This window comes from Micromonospora sp. CNZ280, from assembly GCF_011759515.1.
On sequence record NZ_JAAOYP010000004.1, the window covers coordinates 432,933 to 448,342 of the forward strand.

A 15,410-nucleotide genomic window follows, 5' to 3' on the forward strand; every position below is an offset into this window, starting at 1 on the left:
GTAGCCCCGGCTACTAAACCGGTTTGGGGGATGCTAGACCGGTTTAGCAAACAGATCAATGGCTCCCTCCGATCACAATCAGTGACTGGCGTCGACCCTGACCGGACCGGACCGCCCGATCAGGAGACGGGAGGCGTGGCTGGTATCGACTGTCCACCGGTAGCCGCCAGCACCCATCACGATGCTGCCCTACACGGTGCGGTTCCCCGCGTAGCGTGGAGGCCAGGACTTGAGGGATAGGGGTTCATGGCTGAGACGAGACGCCGGTTCGATCCGGAGTTCCGTGCGGGAGCGGTGCGGATCGTGCGTGAGACCGGGAAGCCGATCGCTCAGGTCGCGCGTGACCTGGGGATCAACGACGGGACTCTGGCGAACTGGGTGAAGAAGGACCGCGAGGCCCGGGGCGAGGCCGCTGCGGGTGGGCTGTCGGAGGACGAGCGGGCTGAGTTGGCCAGGTTGCGGCGGGAGAACGCCGAGTTGGCGATGGAGCGTGATGTCCTCAAGCGATCTGTGGTCCTGTGGGTCAAGGAAGCGACGGGCCGGTGAGGGTGGCCGCCTTCATCGCTTCCCAGAGGACCGAGCACGAGGTGCCCCACGCGGTGGCCTGCCGAGCCCTCGGCGTGTCGCAGTCCTGGTTCTACAAGTGGCGCGACCGGCCGCCCACACCCCGGCAGGACCGTCGGATCCGGCTGGCCGCTGCGGTGCACAGGGTCTTCGAGGACTCCGGCGGCACCTACGGCAGCCCGCGTATCGGTGACGAGCTGCGTGAACAGGGTTGGCAGGTCTCCGATAACACCGTCGCGGCGGTGATGGCCGAGTCGGGGCTCGTCGCGCGGGCCAAGCGTCGTCGCCGTGGGCTGACCCGCCCGGGCAAACGCCCGGCTGCCCCGGACCTGATCAAGCAAAGGTTCACCGCGCCGGCGCCGGATGTTGCCTGGTGCGGTGACATGACCGAGATCGCCACCGACGAGGGCAAGCTCTACCTCGCCACCGTCATCGACCTGTACTCCCGCCGCATCCTCGGCTACGCCATGGGCGCCCACCATGACGCCGGCCTGGTCGTCGCGGCGTTGAACATGGCCGCGGTCACCCGCGGCGGCGACATCGCCGGAGTGATCTTCCACAACGACCGATTGAACTCGCCGAATACACCTCCGCCGATTTCGCCAAGGCATGCGCCCGGTGGCGGGTACGCCAGTCCATGGGCCGGGTCGGGTCGTGCTTCGACAACGCCGTCGCCGAGGCCACCTTCTCCGCCATCAAGGTCGAGTACATCCACCGCCGGCAGTTCCGCACCCGAACCGAAGCCCGGATCAAGATCGCCACCTGGATCACCGACTTCTACAACCGGCGCCGCCGGCATTCCGTCTGCGCCGGCCGCTCACCAATCGACTACGAACGATCAACGGCGCGAGCTCTGGAGGCTCAAGCCGCATAAGGGAGCCCTCCACGCTTCCAGGGGATTGACACCTTGAACCGCCCCGCGGCTGGTAGAGACCTCTTTGCTTGAGAGGATCTGACCATGCCGATGCAGTGCCCGAGAGACCTGCGGGAGCGGGCGGTGCGTCTGGTGCTGTAGAGGCCGCGCATGTGCGTTGGTAGTCGTTCGATAGGCCGGACAGCCCGACCACGAGCTCGCGCTCTGCGTGTTGCACCACAAGCTCTTCGACTTCGGTGCTTTGGGGCTCGATGACGACCTGAACATCACCGTCTCGACGGCCTTCACTGCGCGCACCGCCACCGGCCGCACCGTGTATGACCTGCACGGCCGGCCCCTGCGACCGCGGCCGGCACGCCGGTTCCCGCCCGCCATCATGTGGCGTGGCACCAACGCGAGGTGTTCAAGGGCGATCCTCTGGCGGTGTGAGCGTCCGCAGCCTGCTCCTCCCGACACTCGTTCCCGCGTGGCTGCGCCGCCCGCTACGCCTGCCTCACGCTCTCCGGCGTCAGGGCGTCGGGGCGGCGTGCCGCCCGCCGGCCGGTCGCTCGTCCCCGTGCCCCGGCCACCACGCCTTGTGTCCGATCAGCGCGGTCAGGGCGGGGACGAAGAACATCGACATGACGAACGCTGACAACACGATCCCGATCGCCACGGCGAAACCCATCTGCTGCAGGAACGAGATCGGCGCGAGCATCAGCACCGCGAACGTACCGGCGAGGATCAGGCCCGCCGCGGCGACCGTCGGCCCGGCGTGTTCGACGCCAACGGCGGCGGCCTGGCGCGGCTCGTTGCCCTCCCGTGCCTCCTCACGCAATCGGGCGATCATCAGGATGTTGTAGTCGGTGCCGATCGCCACCACGAACAGGTAGAGGATGATTGGCAGCTGGAAGGTGACGCCAGGCTCGCCCTGCACGCCTTGGAAGAGGTAGACCGTGGCGCCCAGCGTGGCGGCGAAGTTCAGCAGCACCGCGATCACGAGGTAGATCGGCGCGACCAGGCTCCGCAGCAGCAACGCGAGGATGAGCGCGATCAGGCCGGCCGCCACCGGCAGGATCACCGACAGGTCGCGGTTGTTCGCCGAGTTGATGTCCGCGAAAATCGCGGTGGTCCCGCCAACCAGCGCCTTGGTGCCGGCTGGAGCGGCCGCGTGCACGGCGTCGCGCAGGTCCTCGCGGACGAGCGTGATCGCCTCGTTGGAGACCGGATTCTCGTTGAGCAGCAGGTTGACCCGGGCCACGCTCGGGTCGCTGCCGCGCTGCGGAGGCTGCGCCTGACCCACCCCTGGGGCCTTCGCCGCGGCCGCCGCGAACTCGCTGATCTGTTGGTCGGTCAGCGGCGTCCCGTTGCCGGTGGTCAGGTAGACCTCGGTGGGGGCGAGCGCACCGGCGGCGAACCCGCGCTGCAGATCCTGCGCGGCCTTCGCCGACTCGGTGTCCTGCGGGAAGCCGGCGCTGAAGTCGTAGTCGGCCTTGTAGCCCAGCACGCCCGCGGCGAGCGCGACCAGCAGGGCGCCGGATGCCGCCGCGACGAGCGCCGGCCGGCGCCCGATGAGGTTGCCGAGCCGGTGCGACATGGTGGGCTTGGGCGGGCGCTGCCACGCCTTGGACGGCCAGAAGACGAACCGGCCGAGCAGCGAGACGACCGCCGGGATGAGCGTGAGCGAGGTGACCAGCATGACGCCGACGGCGATGGCCAGCGCCGGGCCGAGCGAGCCGAAGAAGCCCAGGGAGGCGAGGAGCAGTACGAGGAACGCGACGATGACCGCTCCCGCGGCCGACGTGATGACCTCGCCGACCCGCTGGACGGAGACGATCATCGCAGTGCGCTTGTCGTCACCGGCCCGCAGCCGCTCGCGGTAGCGGAAGAGCAGGAACAGGATGTAGTCGGTGCCGATGCCGAACAGCACGATCAGCAGGATCGTCTGCAGATCCTGGCTGACGGTGAGATCGAATGCCTTACCCGCGGCGGCGACCAGCCCGGTCGTGACGCTCATGACGACGCTGATGACCACGATGGGCAGCAGCGCGGCGATGGGGCTGCGGAAGATGAGCAGGATCAGTCCGATGATCAGGATGATCGTCGCGATGCCGACCACGGAGAAGGCGTCGTTGAAGGTGTCCTCGTTGTCGACGAAGCTTGCCACGTCGCCGGCCACACCCGCGGTCAGCCCGCTGCCCGCCAGCTCTGGGCCGATGGCCGCGCGCAGATCGCGTACGGCGTCGAGCAGCGCCGGGTCGTCCGGGGCGGGAGCGTCGAGCCCGACGTTGACCACCTGCACCGACTTGTCCGGCGCGACCGCCTGCGGGCCGGTCAGGTAGCCGGACGTGTGCGGGATGTTCTCGGCCTTGAGCGACTGGGCGAGCTGGCTGACCGTCGCCTCGTCCGCCGGGGTGAGCGGCTGCCCGTCGGCGCGTTTGACCACGACGATCACGGTGGCGGTGGCCGCCTGCGGGAATGCCTTCTGTCCGAGTTCGGTGGCCTGCACGGACTCGTAGGAGCGGGGCAGGAAGCTTTCCTGATCGGCGGAGGTGATGTCGCCGAGCGACGGTGCGGTGAAGATGATGGCGAACGCCGCGAGCAGCCAGCCGGCAATCACCCACCACGCCCTGCGTACGACGAATCTGCCCAGCCGCTCGAACATATGCAATCCCCCGTCTGTTCGGCCTGACCGACGTCCGGGTCCCCTGCGCGCCCGCTCGGCACGCTACCGATCAGCCTTCGCTACCCCGTGTGGCAGCGTACCGCTCGGACGCTGGAGGTAACGCGCGTCGCGTGAGTCTCAGCCGCTCAGGTACGCGAGCAGTCAGCGGTTGTCGTCGTCCGACGGCGGCATCCCGGGCTTGCTGAAGATGTTGCTGATGTACTTGCTGCTGACAAATGAGGCAGGGGCGCCGGCCACCACAGCCGGCTCCCCGCGTACATCAGACCGCCTTCGGCCTCTCGTACGCCGGGCGGACGTCGACCTTCACGTCGAGCCCGGCGTCGATGAAGATGTCGACGAACTTCTTCGACCACCCCACCGCTTCCTCCTTCGACCGGGGCGTCCCCTCGTCGTGCCGGCCCAGCTTGGCAAGGACCGCGCGGCGTTGCGACTAACCGGCGCGAAGCGGCGCGGTGTCGAAGGCGACCAGGGATTCCGTCACGACGCCGTCGCGCATGCGCATCCGGTCGATGCCCTGCCACTCGATAGCGACACCGGCGACGGTCGCCCGGGCCCGCCAGCTGATGAACAGCAGGTCGTCGCGCTGGGCGTGGTCCGTCACCTCGAGCCGCAGGTCGGGGAAGCGCTGGAGGGTTCCGGCGACCCGGCTCACCCAGGCGTCGGCCCCGCGAATCGGCTCCGCCAGACCCGGCCAGGTCATCACGATGTCCGGATCGCTCAGGGTACGGATCTTCTCCGGCGTGGGGTCACCCCAGGCCGCCGCCCACCGCTCGACGAAGTCAGGCATCGGCATCTCCTCAGCTAGAAAAGATACGTACTCAAAGGTACGTACTTGCGGTATGGAAGTTACGTACCCGTAGTATGTGATGTCAAGTGGAGGGAGCAGGGATGCGGCGTACGCAGGCGGAGCGGACGGAGGCCACGACCTCGGGACTGGTGGAGACGGCGGCCGGGCTGTTCGGCCGCGACGGCTACGCGGCCACCTCCATCGACGACGTCGCGCGCGCCGCCGGGGTCACCAAGGGAGCGGTGTACCACCACTTCGACGGGAAGATCGGACTGTTCCGGGCGGTCTTCGTACGCGAGGAGCAGCGGCTCGTGGAGCGGCTGGTTGCCGCGGCCGGCGGGACGGCCGACCCCTGGCGGGCCATCCGGGCCGGCTGCGCCGCGTTTCTCGACGCCTGTCTCGACTCGGCCGTGCGGCAGATCATCCTGCTGGACGGACCGGCGGTCCTCGGCTGGCAGGAGGTTCGCCGCATCGAGGACGACTACCTCGTCGCCCTGCTTCGCCGCGGCCTGGAGCGCGCGAGCGGGGGCAATATCGAGGCCCGCACCCACCTGCTGGTCGGGGCGCTCTGCGAGGCGGGCCTGTTGCTCGCGCGCGACCCTGCGGCGAAAGCCGAGCTCCGCCGGGAGTTGGATCTACTCCTCACCGCGTACTCGACGCGTTAGTACTCCAACGTCACATGGGTCTGTCATTCCTGAAGGAGTGGGGCCGTGTCAACCCTTCTTGGCCGGACTGCTGCCTCCGGTTTGTGCTGATTCCCGGCTTGGTGCAGGCAAACGCCGGTGAGGGGTCGGGGTCAAGATTCGACCGGAGGTCGGCCGCGTCAGCGGCTTGGTCTTGACGCCGATCCCGTGCGGCGCACAATCGGTGCGCCGGGAGACACACGCTCAGCTGGTGAAGTTGTGGGGGGTGTGGCCGTGTTCTTCACCGTCCGTAATGTGGACGAGTTGGCAAGCCGGGAGGGTCCCGGTGCCGGTCATTCCTTCGCCACGCAGGTCTGCCCTGGTGGCATGAAGTGAAACGGCCGCGGCCAGGCGGGGTCAATCAAAATCGCTCGACCACGCCGGTGGGGGTCAGACAGACCACGACCTCGCGCCTGGCCGCGCCGGGACTGGGGGTGTTCATGCCGCTCGGTGGTTGGTCAGGCAGCGGATGTGTCCGTCGCGGAGGCCGTAGAAGACGAGGGTGAGTAGTTCGCGGGCGGCGGCGACCTTGGCGATGTTGGTGCCCCGCCGGGCGGCGAGCCGGGCTTTGGTGGCGGCGAGGGGCCCGTGGTGGACGCGTTGGACGGCCTCGACCGCGGCCCAGCGGACGAGGTTGTTGCCCTGCTTGGTGATGCGCCCACGGTGGACTTTCGTGTCCGACTCGCGGTGCCGGGGTGTCATGCCGGCCCAGGAGCACAGCTGCTGCGGACGGGTGAAGCGGGTGACATCGCCGATCTCGGCGACGAACACCGCGCCCAGCACGGGACCCACGCCGGGCAGTGCCTGGATCGCCCGGAACCCCGCGTGGTGGGTCAACTCGGCGCTGATCCGCTTGCCGACCAGGTCGATCTCGAAGCCGTAGGCGTCGATCAGGCGGAGCAGTGACAGCACGCGGGCCTGGAACGGTGGATCGAGTCGCAGCTCGTCGAGCTGCCGCCGGCCGGCCGCGCCGAACATGTCCGAGGGCGCCAGGGTGACGCCCTGCCGGGCGAGCACGGCGTGGACCTGTGCCTTGAGCCCGGAACGCAACGCGACGAGCTTGGCCCGGTGCCGTACAGGCTCCCGCAGTGCCCGCACCTGCGGCGGCGCGATCCACGCCTCCGGCAGGCGGCCCATACGCAGCAGGTCAGCCAGGTCGGCGGCGTCACGCTCGTCGTTCTTCACCCGCCGATACGCAAAACCCTTCACCCCCAACGGGTGAGCCAGGTGCACCGTGGCGCCGGCGTCGGCGAGGACGTCCGCGGCCCAGTACCAGCCATAGGTGGCCTCCAGCACCACCTCCGGAGCCTCGCCCCACAAGCCAACCTGGGCGGCGAACTCCACCGGGTCGCTGGCGATACGCACCACCGGCCCGATCCGCTCACCGTCCGGCCTCATCCGCACGATCACACTGCGCCGCCGGTGCAGATCTATCCCCACATACTGCCGGCCGTCATACTCGTCCACAGGGGCCTCCTTCGTCGTGGTACGTCGTGACAACCCCAGGGAAACCCCTGACCAGGGTGACTGTCACGAGGAGCGGAGGCCCCGCTCCTTCATCGCATCAAAAAACATTACATGATTCTGAATCCACCCGAGGTGAGGTTCCCCCCGGGATGTGGACACCGGGTTATGCCGCGATCTGTTGCAGCGTAGTCGGTTGCAGGGTTTGTTCGTAGTTGGCGGGGCTGAGGTAGCCGAGTGCGGAGTGGCGGCGTCGGTGGTTGTAGAAGGCGATCCAGCGGAAGACGTCGCGGCGGGCGTCGGCTTCGCTGGTCCAGGTGCGGCGGTCGACGTCGAGTTCCCGCTTGAGGGTGGCGAAGAACGCCTCGGCCAGGGCGTTGTCATACGACGAGCCGGTGCGCCCCATCGAGCGGCGGACACCGTGGCGGCGGCAGGCGTCGGCGAAGTCGCCGCTGCCGTATTGGGCGCCCCTGTCCGAGTGGAAGATCACGCCGTCGACCCGGCCGCCGCGGGCGGCGACCGCGGCGTCCAGGGCGTCGATGACCAGGCCGGTGCGCATGTGGATGTTGATCGACCAGCCGATCAGCCGTCGGGTGGCGATGTCGATGACCGTGGCCAGATACAACCAGCCGGCACCGACGCGCAGGTAGGTGATGTCGCCGCACCACCGCTGGTCCGGTGCGGTGGCGGTGAAGTCCCGGCCGATCAGGTCCGGCGCCGGCGGGACGGCAGGATCCGGGATCGTGGTCCGTTTGCGGCGGCGCAGGTGCCGACCCACGACATCCCGTTGCCGCATGATCCGCTCGACCCGTTTGCGGTTGACCCGCACACCCCGCTCGTGCAGCTCGACGGTCACCCGAGGGGATCCGTAGGTGCCACCGGAGTCGGCGTGAATCCTGGTGATTTGCTCGGCGAGGGCATCCTCGTCGGCGGCGCGAGCCTGCCGGGCCGGCTCGCTTGCCGTCCAGCGGTAGAACCCGGAGCGGGACACCGCCAGGATCCGGCACAGCCGCTTGACGCCGAACGTGGCACGGTGGGCGGAGATGAACCGGAAGCGGCTGGTCACCGATCCATCTCCTTCGCGAAATAGGCGGCTGCCTTGCGCAGGATCTCCTTCTCCTGCCGCAACTCCGCGTTCTCACGCCGCAGGCGGGCGATCTCGGCGTCCTTGTCGGCCACCGACAGCCCGTCCCCACCCGAGACGGGCTCGGCGGCCTTGGTCTGGCGTTCGGCGGCGCGGACCCAGTTGCGCAGCGTCTCGTGACTCATCCCGAGCTCACGCGCCACCTGGTTGATAGGCCGCTGCGACGAACGGACCAGGTCAACCGCGTCACGCCGGAACTCTTCCGTGTACTTCGATGGACGCCCCAACGGGACACCCCTTCCTCTGGACCAACATCCAGTCTCAGGGTGTCCACATCTCAGGGGGAAGCCCAAGGATCTGGTAGAACTGAAAGAACTGGTTGAAAAATACGGTAAGAATCACCGGATTGAGGGAGAAGTCCAAGGAACGGGAACCAAGAGCAGGGTTTTCTACATGTACTTCTACAGGGAGAGCGACGACCTGCCACGAGACTGGCAGCCTGATGAAAGTTACCTGAATACGGATCGACTAGAGCACCACAAAAACGATCTCATCGCATCAATAACCTGGTCGGACGCCGACCCGGAGAAGAAATACCACAGTTACAACAAAAGCAAGGAAGGGAAGATCCTGAAGCGCATGTATTTTATTGAGGATCGGCTCGTTCAGTGACGCTGACCCAACCGGTCGCGGTCGCGACGGCTCCCCTGATCCTGACCAGCTCCCGCCCGGGCGGCTCGGATCAGTCGCGCCGCCGGATGCGGCATGGGAAATCGTAGGACCCGGTCCGAGCGGATCGGCCGACCAGGAGCGCATGGGCAAGTCGGACAGCAGCCAGACCAGCCGGGCGGCGTCGTAGCCGGTGTCGCAAGATCCGGATGTCCGGGTCACCGGGCCGCCACAGCAGCGTCCGCACCTCCTCCCACGGGAAGTCGGGCAGCTCGATGCTGCCCGAACGCCGTCGGCTGCGCTGATGCGCTCCACGTGGTCGCCTGGGCCACCGACGCCGCCGACCGGGTCCGCCGCCAGGCATGGAAGAAGGCTGTGCCTCAGCTCGGCTCCGGATCTTGTTAGGTTTGGCTCGTGATCGACACTGGTGCAGCAGTCGAGTGGGTGATCGCGCACGGTGACGAGCCAGACGGGCACCGACTGGCGACGGTGCTGACCGGGGTGTGGCCAACGCCGCTGGACGTGGCGGACGCGTTGTTCGCCGACCAGTCGCCCGAGGGTGGTTTCCCCGCACCCTGGTCGACCGGTGCCCCCTCCGTGGCGGCAACGTGCGAACGGCTCGCCCAGATCATCGAGTTGGACCTGCAGTACAGCTCACGGGTTGACCGGTGCGTCGATGGGCTCGCCGCGCTGGTCGCGCCAGACGGCACGGTGCGCTCGGCGGTGGATGCTGGACGCCTACCGTCGCCGGACCCACTCCACCTACCTGCCAACGTCGGCTGGTGCCTGGCGGTCCTGGACCGACCCGAGGCGGCCGGCCGGGCCGCCCGGGCGGTGCGCGAGGGCGTCGAGGCCTCAGGTGCCTGGCCATCGTGCCTCACCACCACCTGGCTCGCCGCCGCCCTGCTGTGGGCGGTGGGGCTGCGTGCGGACGCGGACCAAGGGCTGGACATCCTGGCGCGGCGGCTGCTCGACGCGCCGCCGGCCGACGTCGCCCGCGCCGGATGGGCACTGCGGACGGCGTTGCTGCCCCCGGACCATCCGGTGTTTCCCGCTGTGGTCCGGCGGCTCACCGCCACGCAGCGTCCGGACGGCTCGTGGCCGGTCGACGGTCCACGCGCCGAGCAGGTGGCGGTCGCCATCACCGCGATAGCCGCCGTCGCCGGCCTGGTGTGAACCCGCGGTACGGCGGCACGTGAGGGTGGTCATAACGGCTGGACGGCGCACCGTCACGCCCTGCTAGCCTCGGCGTCAGGTCATGAGCGCCAGCGTCAAGCCCCGGCTTGCTGGCCGGCAACCCTCGTCCACGTAGGGGTGCCCCGGGTGAGGACCAGGCACCGGAGCAGGCTCCGGTGCAAGCGTGGCCTGGACCCAGGTCAAGCACCGGCCTGGAGGAGAGCTGTGTCCGTTCGCATCGACGCCCCACTGCCGGCCCTGACCCGGCGCCGCCACGTCGACATGATGCGGATCTGCAGCGCCGCGTGTAGCTGACCGCGCCGCTTCCCTTCCCTCGGATTTACCCCAGCGGTACGCCCACCGGGCGCACCGTCGGCGTTGCACGCCCGTGCGCGTCGCCCGCACCACCTCGGAGACTCCTGTGCGATTCACGTCTGCCTTGACCCGGGCCGCTGCCCTCACCGTCGCCGCCGTCCTCGGCACCACCGCGCTCACCGCCTGCGGTGACGACGCCGCCGGCGCGGCCGACAACCCCTACAACCTGCTTCAGCCCGGCGTGCTGCGCGCCGGCACGCTCACCGACGCACCGCCGAACGTCTACCTGAAGGACGGGACGTTCACCGGCTTCGACAACGACCTGCTGGTCGCGGCCGCGGCCAAGGTCGGCCTGAAGGTGGAGTTCGTCGGCACCGACTTCTCCGCGCTGCTGTCGCAGGTCGCCAACCGCAAGTTCGACGTTGGCAGTTCCTCGATCACCATCACCGAGGCACGGAAGAAGACCGTCGACTTCGGCAACGGCTACGACTTCGGCTACTTCGGACTCGACGTCCCGACCGGCTCCACCATCACCAGCTTCGACCAGCTCAAGGGCAAGCGCGTGGTCGTCGTGCAGGGCACCGTCCAAGACGACTACGCCACCCGCGAGGGCCTCAACCCGGTCCGCGTGCCGGACTACAACGGCGCGATCAACCAGCTCAAGGCCGGCACCGCGGACGCCTGGATCGCCCCCGCCGAGATCGGCGAGAAGTCGGCGGCCGAGAGCGGCGGCAAGATCAGCGTGGCGGCCAAGGAGCTCAGCCCGGCCCCGACCGCGTACGCCTTCGCCAAGGAGAACGACGCGCTGCGCGAGGCCCTGGACAAGGCGCTCGACCAGGTGATCGCCGACGGCACCTGGGCGCGGCTGCAGGAGCAGTACTACCCGGGTCGGCCGATCCCCGTCGAATTCAAGCCGGGTAGCGGCACGGTCGCGGTCGGCTGACAAGTACGGGCCCCTTCGCAATGCCTGGCGAGCTGGAAGGGCCCCTCTTAACAGGACGAACGAGCGAGCGGGGCGGTAGGAGAAGCGAACGATGGATCCGTTGAGCACGTTGTGGGAGACCTTCTTCGACTGGGACTCCATGCGCGAGGCGCTGCCCGAGATGCTGACCGTCGGGCTGCCCAACACGCTGATCCTGGCGGTCTCCGCCGCCCTGCTCGGCTCGGTGCTGGGCATGCTGCTGGCGGTCGCCGGCATCTCGCGTACCCGCTGGTTGCGCTGGCCGGCCCGCGTCTACACCGACGTGTTCCGCGGCCTGCCGGCGGCGGCGACGATCCTGCTGATCGGCGTCGGCCTCGCGCCGCTCGGCATGGAGATCTGGGGCCCGAACCCCTACCCGCTCGGGATCCTCGCGCTGTCGCTGATCGCGGCGGCGTACATCGGGGAGATCTTCCGCTCTGGCATCCAGTCCGTGGAGGCCGCGCAACTGGAGGGTGCCCGCGCCCTCGGCTTCTCCTGGGGTGAGGCGATGCGGGTCGTCATCATCCCGCAGGGCGTGCGTCGCGTGCTGCCAGCGTGGGTGAACCAGCTGATCGCGCTGATCAAGGACTCCAGCCTGGTGTACTTCCTGGGCCTGCTGGCCAGCCAGCGGGAGCTGTTCCGGATCGGGCAGGACTACGCGGCGAACACCGGTAACCAGTCGGCGCTGCTGCTGGCCGGACTCTTCTACCTGGTGCTGACGGTGCCGCTGACCCACGCGGTCAACTGGATCGACCGCCGCCTTCGGCACGGGCGCCCGGCCGTCCCGGCCGGTGAAGACGATGACCTTGCGCTACAGAGCGCGGGGGAAGGGGGGCCGCGATGAACACCTCGGTCAGCGTGAGCGTCCGCGACGTGCACCTCGCCTTCGGACCCAACCGGGTGCTCCGTGGCGCGGACCTGGATGTGGCCCGCGGCGGGACCGCATGTGTGATTGGCCCGTCCGGCTCCGGCAAGTCCACCCTGCTGCGGACGATCAACCGCCTGATCGAGCCGGACCGCGGCGACGTGCTGCTCGACGGCCGCAGCGTCCTCCGGGACGACCCGGACCAGCTCCGGCAACGGATCGGCATGGTGTTCCAGCAGTTCAACCTCTTCCCGCACATGAGCGTCCTGCGCAACGTCACCCTCGCGCTGCGGCGGCTCCGCAAGCTCTCCGAGGAGGAGGCCGTGGCGGTGGCCCGGCACCAGCTGGACCGGGTGGGGCTCGCCGCGAAGGCCGACGCCCGGCCGGCGCAGCTCTCCGGCGGGCAGCAGCAACGGGTAGCCATCGCCCGCGCGCTCGCGCTGCAACCGCAGGTGATGCTCTTCGACGAGGCGACCTCGGCGCTGGACCCCGAACTGGTCAAGGGCGTGCTGTCGCTGATGGCGGAGCTGTCCGCGGGCGGCATGACGATGGTGGTGGTCACCCACGAGATGGGCTTCGCCCGTGAGGTGGCCGACACCGTCGCGTTCATGGACCGGGGCGTGGTGCTGGAGGCGGGCTCTCCGGCTGCCATCTTCGAATCAGCCGAGCACCCCCGACTGCAACGCTTCCTCGCCCAAGTCCTCTAGTGGCACGGCGCCTTACTCGCCGCACCACCAGTTCGGAAGAACGCGCTCAACGGGCCGTGATGCCTGAAACGCCTGCGGCCGGCGGCAGAGCAGAATGCCGCTCGGGCCCGCTCCGCGCCACGGTTACTGGCCCGTGGATCGCCCTGCCGATCCGATCCGGATAGCCTCGGCGATCAGGAGTACCGGCCGGCCGGGCAGCGGAACCGAGCGCGTGGTCCTATCGTCCGTGCGTGACTCTGACGCAGTATTTCGTCGCCATGAGCATCGATGGGTACATCGCTGAACCGGCCGAACAGCTTGACTGAGGTGATCTCAACAAGATTCGGGTAGGTAGCGGTATTCGAAGTGGGTGAGATGCAGTGCGGCGCGGACGGTATCGCCGGTTCTTCGTGGGCTGGCGGTGCTGTGCCGGAGGCTGCGCCAGCGGCCGGTGAGGATGGCGAAGCCGCGTTCTCCGCGGCACCGCATGGATCGAAGGACAGCGTTGTAGGTGCGGTTGTCGACGGCGAGGCGGCGGCCGTCGGCGGGTTGCTTGTACGGGGTGTGGATGCCCTGGCCGGCGCCCTCGTAGCCGGAGTCGGCCAATGCCGGCAGGTGCAGTTCGGAGGCCGCCCAATACAGGGCGCCGGTGACATCCAGTTGTTGGGCGCAGGTGAGGTCGTGCAGGTGTCCGGGCATCGCCTCGGAGGTCCAGATCGGTAGTCCGTCCGGGCGCATCACGGCCTGAATGTTCGCGCCGAAGTCGCGGTGTTTCCCGGAGTACCAGGCATCGATCGTTTCGCCCTTCACGCTCATGGTCGTCTCGGCCACTCGGTCGGTGTCGAACAGCTTGCCGTCGAGGATCACGTGCGACCAGCCCTCGCCGGCGACCCGCGCGAGGGCCTCATGCAGGGTGGGGGCCTGCGCCGCTAGGACCCGCACGGCCTCGGCGACATACCGGTAGGCGGTTGCCCTCGACACGCCGAACCCCGCCCCGAGAGTGGTCTTGTCCTCACCCTTGCGGAACCACACCAACACCAGAAGCGCCTGGTAGAAGCAGGTCAACGCCCGCGTTCCCGATCGGGTGCCCACCGCACGGCGCTCGGCGCGTAACAGCCGCGCCACGTGCTGAACGAGTTCCCTGGGCACGTCGAGCATGGCACGATAGGCGATCACGTGGGGTCCTCACTTGCTGGGCTGATCTTGTGGTGAGAACTGCCTACCGAGGGCCCCACGCCCTCCTCAAGCATCGTCCGATAAGGACGCATTCGCGCATGTCGCGCACGTCAAACGGCGATCCTTGTTGAGATCACCTCAGTGCGTGACTTTGCGGGCGTGGATCCTCGAGGATGGCCTGCTTCTCGGCGGTGATGGCGGGGCGAAGGTCTGTGTCGTGCCATTGATCGCGATGGTCGCCGAGCGCAGCGGCCGCGGCTGCTTGATGACGTTGCGGATCGCCAGCTGAGTCGGCAACCGAGACCTCGCCGCCGACGCTGCTGGCGCTCTGCAAGGATGGTGGCCGTGGCGAGCTTCCACGCGCGGTACGTGTCCGGTGATCCCGACGACGTATGGCGCGACCTGCGCGGTCTTGGCCTACGGGTCTTCGACGCCCCGTACCGCGAGGACGCCGAGGCGGTGGCGCGCGAGTTCGCCGACCGTGCCCGCAGGAACGTCGAGACGCTTGTTGAGCGGCTGCAGGCGCGGGGCTTCCGTGCGCATGAGAACGACGACGAGGGGACGCCGTGTCGCGCCCACGTTCCCCCGTCGCCGGGCGCGCCCGCGCTGGCCGACTGGCTGGAGGTGACGTTCGCGCCGTTCCCGATGACGGTCAGCGCGTGGATCCGGCAGGTGGGCGATGTGTGGCTCGTCGGAGAATTGCCGGGTTGGCCGGCCAGCGTGCTCGCGGACCCGTTGGTGGTGCAGCTCGAGTGGGCCGAGCGGGGCGGCTCGCGCTCCTACTACGAGGCCGAGCACGCCGCGTACCTCCGGGACACCGCGCGCCGGGACGCCGGCATCCCGTTCCAGCTCGACTACGCGCCCGACGAGCTCCACAAGGCGAACATCAGCGGCGACGCGCCCTACGGCATCGACCTGCCCGGCCCCGGAATCGACGGAAAGGTGGGGCCCGCGATCTGGTTCGTCGACGATCTCAACACTGCGTTCGCGGCCGGCGGCTTTCCCGGTGCGCTGTGGGACGAGGGCTACCAGGAGCCGCCCGCCGGATTGCGTGAGTCGCTCGCCGCGGGGCTGCTGCGGCTCTGAGGCCGCCAGACGGCTGGCCGGTCAGACCCAGTTGACTCATTCGGTTAGTGCGTGAAAACAGCCCCACCTGCAGGCATCACCGCAGGTGAACGCGACGCGGGCCTCGCGAGCGCGGCACCGTGAGCCGACTCAGGTCAAACATCGCGACACCGGCAAGCACCAGTGGCATGCTCTTCCCCGTGTTGCGGCAGTTGGACGACGGCGTCGAAATCACCGCCGAGACGGGGCTTGGGTCCGTCCGTCTTCATCACGCCGAGCGGCCGTGGAACGACGAGGTGCTCGACCTGCGGTGCGAGTTGGCCGATGACGGCGTCAGTGCGGTGACCTGGGTCCGGACGTCAATGGCGACGGGATC

The 15,410-nt window shown here is 68.7% G+C and carries 16 protein-coding genes, 1 pseudogene and 1 riboswitch; of the genes and pseudogenes, 12 read left to right on the forward strand and 5 right to left on the reverse strand.

Going from position 1 to position 15,410, the window contains the following annotated elements; genetic code table 11:
- Positions 1 to 246 precede the first annotated feature (246 nt).
- From FHX32_RS29145 to FHX32_RS35475, 3 genes and pseudogenes are all read left to right on the forward strand, one after another.
- Complete coding sequence (locus tag FHX32_RS29145; protein ID WP_167190323.1) at positions 247 to 546, forward strand: transposase; 300 nt, start codon at positions 247 to 249, stop codon at positions 544 to 546.
- A gap of 2 nt (positions 547 to 548) precedes the next feature.
- Positions 549 to 1,475 carry an IS3 family transposase gene (locus FHX32_RS29150; protein WP_208419471.1) on the forward strand — a complete coding sequence of 309 codons (927 nt, stop codon included), beginning with the start codon at positions 549 to 551 and terminating at the stop codon, positions 1,473 to 1,475.
- A gap of 82 nt (positions 1,476 to 1,557) precedes the next feature.
- Positions 1,558 to 1,867 (forward strand): annotated as a pseudogene (locus tag FHX32_RS35475) (phosphorothioated DNA-binding restriction endonuclease); the annotation flags it as partial.
- Positions 1,868 to 1,946: 79 nt separating this feature from the next.
- On the opposite strand, the gene FHX32_RS29155 reads toward FHX32_RS35475, so the two are convergent.
- Together FHX32_RS29155 and FHX32_RS29160 are read right to left on the reverse strand one after the other, a co-directional pair.
- Positions 1,947 to 4,082, reverse strand: coding sequence for an MMPL family transporter (locus tag FHX32_RS29155; RefSeq protein WP_167190326.1), 2,136 nt, complete (start codon positions 4,080 to 4,082; stop codon positions 1,947 to 1,949).
- Between the two features lie 451 nt (positions 4,083 to 4,533).
- Complete coding sequence (locus FHX32_RS29160; RefSeq protein WP_167190330.1) at positions 4,534 to 4,890, reverse strand: nuclear transport factor 2 family protein; 357 nt, start codon at positions 4,888 to 4,890, stop codon at positions 4,534 to 4,536.
- Positions 4,891 to 4,991: 101 nt separating this feature from the next.
- Here FHX32_RS29160 and FHX32_RS29165 point away from each other — a divergent pair, with 101 nt between their 5' ends.
- Complete coding sequence (locus FHX32_RS29165; protein WP_167190333.1) at positions 4,992 to 5,555, forward strand: TetR family transcriptional regulator; 564 nt, start codon at positions 4,992 to 4,994, stop codon at positions 5,553 to 5,555.
- A 456-nt stretch (positions 5,556 to 6,011) separates the two neighbouring features.
- Here the strand turns inward: FHX32_RS29165 and FHX32_RS29170 are convergent, their stop codons facing one another.
- Positions 6,012 to 7,040 (reverse strand): IS110 family RNA-guided transposase, encoded by a 1,029-nt coding sequence (locus FHX32_RS29170; protein WP_167181226.1) that lies wholly within the window; start codon positions 7,038 to 7,040, stop codon positions 6,012 to 6,014.
- A 163-nt stretch (positions 7,041 to 7,203) separates the two neighbouring features.
- Positions 7,204 to 8,408 (reverse strand): IS3 family transposase gene (locus tag FHX32_RS29175; protein WP_486481391.1). Its coding sequence is split into 2 segments (ribosomal slippage): positions 7,204 to 8,177 and positions 8,177 to 8,408, totalling 1,206 coding nucleotides; the frame shifts between segments, so codons are not numbered across the junction.
- Between FHX32_RS29175 and FHX32_RS29180 the strand changes: the two genes are divergently transcribed.
- The 6 genes from FHX32_RS29180 to FHX32_RS29205 all read left to right on the forward strand — a co-directional run bounded on the left by FHX32_RS29180 (position 8,386) and on the right by FHX32_RS29205 (position 12,814).
- Complete coding sequence (locus FHX32_RS29180; RefSeq protein ID WP_167190336.1) at positions 8,386 to 8,793, forward strand: hypothetical protein; 408 nt, start codon at positions 8,386 to 8,388, stop codon at positions 8,791 to 8,793. The two genes, FHX32_RS29175 and FHX32_RS29180, sit on opposite strands and share 23 nt — an antisense overlap.
- Before the next feature lie 93 nt (positions 8,794 to 8,886).
- Positions 8,887 to 9,195 carry a transposase gene (locus FHX32_RS29185; RefSeq protein ID WP_167190339.1) on the forward strand — a complete coding sequence of 103 codons (309 nt, stop codon included), beginning with the start codon at positions 8,887 to 8,889 and terminating at the stop codon, positions 9,193 to 9,195.
- Positions 9,196 to 9,204: 9 nt separating this feature from the next.
- Positions 9,205 to 9,966 (forward strand): prenyltransferase/squalene oxidase repeat-containing protein, encoded by a 762-nt coding sequence (locus FHX32_RS29190; protein ID WP_167190342.1) that lies wholly within the window; start codon positions 9,205 to 9,207, stop codon positions 9,964 to 9,966.
- Between the two features lie 78 nt (positions 9,967 to 10,044).
- Positions 10,045 to 10,157: riboswitch (SAM riboswitch) on the forward strand.
- Positions 10,158 to 10,387: 230 nt separating this feature from the next.
- Positions 10,388 to 11,224, forward strand: a complete 837-nt coding sequence (locus tag FHX32_RS29195; RefSeq protein ID WP_167190345.1) for an ABC transporter substrate-binding protein — start codon at positions 10,388 to 10,390, stop codon at positions 11,222 to 11,224.
- A 91-nt stretch (positions 11,225 to 11,315) separates the two neighbouring features.
- Positions 11,316 to 12,086 (forward strand): amino acid ABC transporter permease, encoded by a 771-nt coding sequence (locus FHX32_RS29200; RefSeq protein ID WP_167190348.1) that lies wholly within the window; start codon positions 11,316 to 11,318, stop codon positions 12,084 to 12,086.
- On the forward strand, positions 12,083 to 12,814 hold the full coding sequence (locus FHX32_RS29205) for an amino acid ABC transporter ATP-binding protein (RefSeq protein WP_167190351.1): 732 nt from the start codon (positions 12,083 to 12,085) through the stop codon (positions 12,812 to 12,814). Before FHX32_RS29200 ends, FHX32_RS29205 begins: the two co-directional genes overlap by 4 nt.
- 312 nt (positions 12,815 to 13,126) lie before the next feature.
- On the opposite strand, the gene FHX32_RS29210 is transcribed toward FHX32_RS29205, so the two are convergent.
- On the reverse strand, positions 13,127 to 13,969 hold the full coding sequence (locus tag FHX32_RS29210; RefSeq protein ID WP_167190354.1) for a transposase family protein: 843 nt from the start codon (positions 13,967 to 13,969) through the stop codon (positions 13,127 to 13,129).
- Positions 13,970 to 14,114: 145 nt separating this feature from the next.
- Here FHX32_RS29210 and FHX32_RS29215 point away from each other — a divergent pair, with 145 nt between their 5' ends.
- A complete protein-coding gene (locus FHX32_RS29215) occupies positions 14,115 to 14,258 on the forward strand; it encodes a hypothetical protein (RefSeq protein WP_167190358.1) in 144 nt (47 codons plus the stop codon).
- A 56-nt stretch (positions 14,259 to 14,314) separates the two neighbouring features.
- Complete coding sequence (locus FHX32_RS29220) at positions 14,315 to 15,055, forward strand: uroporphyrinogen-III synthase (protein WP_167190361.1); 741 nt, start codon at positions 14,315 to 14,317, stop codon at positions 15,053 to 15,055.
- Positions 15,056 to 15,410: the final 355 nt, after the last annotated feature.

Coding starts and splice junctions, on each gene's coding strand:
- FHX32_RS29145 (WP_167190323.1), top strand. CDS start 247: ATGGCTGAGACGAGACGCCGGTTCGATCCGGAGTTCCGTGCGGGAGCG.
- FHX32_RS29155 (WP_167190326.1), bottom strand. CDS start 4,082: ATGTTCGAGCGGCTGGGCAGATTCGTCGTACGCAGGGCGTGGTGGGTG.
- FHX32_RS29160 (WP_167190330.1), bottom strand. CDS start 4,890: ATGCCTGACTTCGTCGAGCGGTGGGCGGCGGCCTGGGGTGACCCCACG.
- FHX32_RS29165 (WP_167190333.1), top strand. CDS start 4,992: ATGCGGCGTACGCAGGCGGAGCGGACGGAGGCCACGACCTCGGGACTG.
- FHX32_RS29185 (WP_167190339.1), top strand. CDS start 8,887: ATGGGAAATCGTAGGACCCGGTCCGAGCGGATCGGCCGACCAGGAGCG.
- FHX32_RS29200 (WP_167190348.1), top strand. CDS start 11,316: ATGGATCCGTTGAGCACGTTGTGGGAGACCTTCTTCGACTGGGACTCC.
- FHX32_RS29205 (WP_167190351.1), top strand. CDS start 12,083: ATGAACACCTCGGTCAGCGTGAGCGTCCGCGACGTGCACCTCGCCTTC.